A 1,174-nucleotide genomic window follows, 5' to 3' on the forward strand; every position below is an offset into this window, starting at 1 on the left:
TTCGCTACCGGGGCCACTGGGGCATCCGCTTGGACCTCAGCGCCGGGCGCCTGCGCATCAGCGTGCCCGCCTCCGACGAGGTGCCCATCCGCGTCGTCCTCCCCGGCCGCGAATTCACCGTCGCTCCGGGCGACTCCTGCGCTCTGGACCTGCCGGGCAGCGGGTAGGCCTCACTCCTCAGCCGTCGGCCGGGGGACGGTCTCGACCCGACCACAGCGCGGCGGCTCAGCTGTACGGTACAAGCGCCACCGGGCAGCAGGCGTGGTGGGCGACGGCGTGCGGTACGCCGTCCAGGCACCGGCGGGCGCGCCCGATAACCAGCAGGTCCGCGCGGGCCGAGGCAGTCACCAGCGCCTGGGCGGCGCCGAGCAGCCGGACGTCCGGGGTCACCGCTACCGCCGGGCACTTCGTGCGTCGTCGGCGCAGGGCGTCGCGGAGCAGCTGTACCTCCCTGTCCTCCCAGGTGGCCCGGTCCTCCCCGGTGACCCCGTACGGCACCCACGGGGAGTCGTGGGGCGCGGGCAGGCTCCAGGCGTGCACCGCGCGCAGCCGGGCCTCGCGGCGCCGGGTGGCGTCGAAGGCAAAGCCGGTGGCCTCGTCGGCCGGGTGGCGGCCGTCGATGCCCAGGACGACCTCGGGCGGGTGGTCCCCGACCGGCCCGTGCTCCGGAACCAGGACGACGGGGCAGGGTGCCCGGCCCGCGGTCTCCAGGGCCACCGAGCCGAGCCGCAGGCCCGGAAAGCCACCGAGACCGCGTGCGCCGAGCACCAGCAGGGTCGCGGACCGGCCGGCGTCGGCGAGCACGTCGGCAGCCCGGCCGTCAGCCCGCCGGCCCTCGATCTTCAGCCCCGGGTGATGAAGGACGAGTGCGGAGAGGGCCCGGTCCACCACCGGGGACAGCGCCTCCGTCGAAGCGTGGACCAGCCGCAGCCCGAGCCCGCGCAGTGCCGCCTCGCGCGCTGCCCAGCCAGCCGCCAGGAGGCTCCGCTCGGATCCGTCGAACCCGGCCACAACGCAACGAGCCATGTTGTCCTGCCTCTCCTCCGGCCCCCATACCCCATTCCGTCAGTCTCGGAGCCGAGGGCCGCCCGCCGTGTGGGCCTTTCGGCCCCCGGTAGGGACTTGCGGCCTCTCCTGTCGCCGTGACGCAGCCGCGAGGCTGGAAGTGTCCCCG

2 protein-coding genes are annotated in these 1,174 nt (G+C 75.5%); one reads left to right on the forward strand and one right to left on the reverse strand.

What is annotated here, in order from left to right:
* The coding region (locus FCI23_RS55805; RefSeq protein WP_136731777.1) for a glycosyl hydrolase family 65 protein at positions 1–167 on the forward strand (167 nt) is incomplete at its 5' end.
* Positions 168–225: 58 nt separating this feature from the next.
* Here FCI23_RS55805 and FCI23_RS55810 read toward each other — a convergent pair.
* Complete coding sequence (locus FCI23_RS55810) at positions 226–1,026, reverse strand: universal stress protein (protein ID WP_136731778.1); 801 nt, start codon at positions 1,024–1,026, stop codon at positions 226–228.
* Positions 1,027–1,174 lie beyond the last annotated feature (148 nt).

This window comes from Actinacidiphila oryziradicis, assembly GCF_005047355.1.
Classification (GTDB): Bacteria; Actinomycetota; Actinomycetes; order Streptomycetales; family Streptomycetaceae; genus Actinacidiphila; species Actinacidiphila oryziradicis.